1 protein-coding gene is annotated in these 564 nt (G+C 53.0%); it reads right to left on the bottom strand.

All coding sequences use genetic code 11. The features are described 5' to 3' along the window. On the bottom strand, positions 1–289 hold a 289-nt coding region (locus Q4563_RS15625), incomplete at its 3' end, for a Slp family lipoprotein (RefSeq protein WP_303605115.1). Positions 290–564 lie beyond the last annotated feature (275 nt).

Below are 564 nucleotides of genomic sequence, written 5' to 3'. Positions count from 1 at the left end.
GGCCAGAATCCCACAGCGGGCGCTGCAATATCTCCAGCGTAGTGTGCTGATCACCATTGATAACACTGAGAATTTGCCCGCCCAACACAACGGTTTGATGTTGGTATTGCTCCGGGTTGGCTTGTATCTGTTGCAATGACGGCAACATGTCGGGGTCAGGTACTGCGACTGATGACGGGTAGCTGGCACAGCCGGATAGCAGCAGTGCCAATGCGCTGCATCGCAGGCCGGATTGCCAGTGGCGCAGAGAGTGAGGGTGGTGCTGTGAGGTATGACGAAAAAAGTACATAAGCCAAGTTCCCTGTCGTGCTGAATGACGTTGATAGCCAATGGTTTGATATCAGTGCCAGAAGAATAGATCGGCAGGTTTCGCCGTTCTGGCCGCGTGTTACTATGCCGGTTTTTTACTGACATGCCGAGAAGCCTCCATGAGTGAGACACTGACAAAAGATCAGCTGGATACTGTATTGCAAGAAGCGGACTTACTGAAAACCCCGGAGCAAGTGGACGACGCGATCAATCAGCTCGCCGCTGATCTGACTGAGCGCCTGCAAGATACGGTTC

The organism is Gilvimarinus sp. 1_MG-2023, from assembly GCF_030548285.1.
This window is presented reverse-complemented; position numbering and strand designations above follow the sequence as displayed.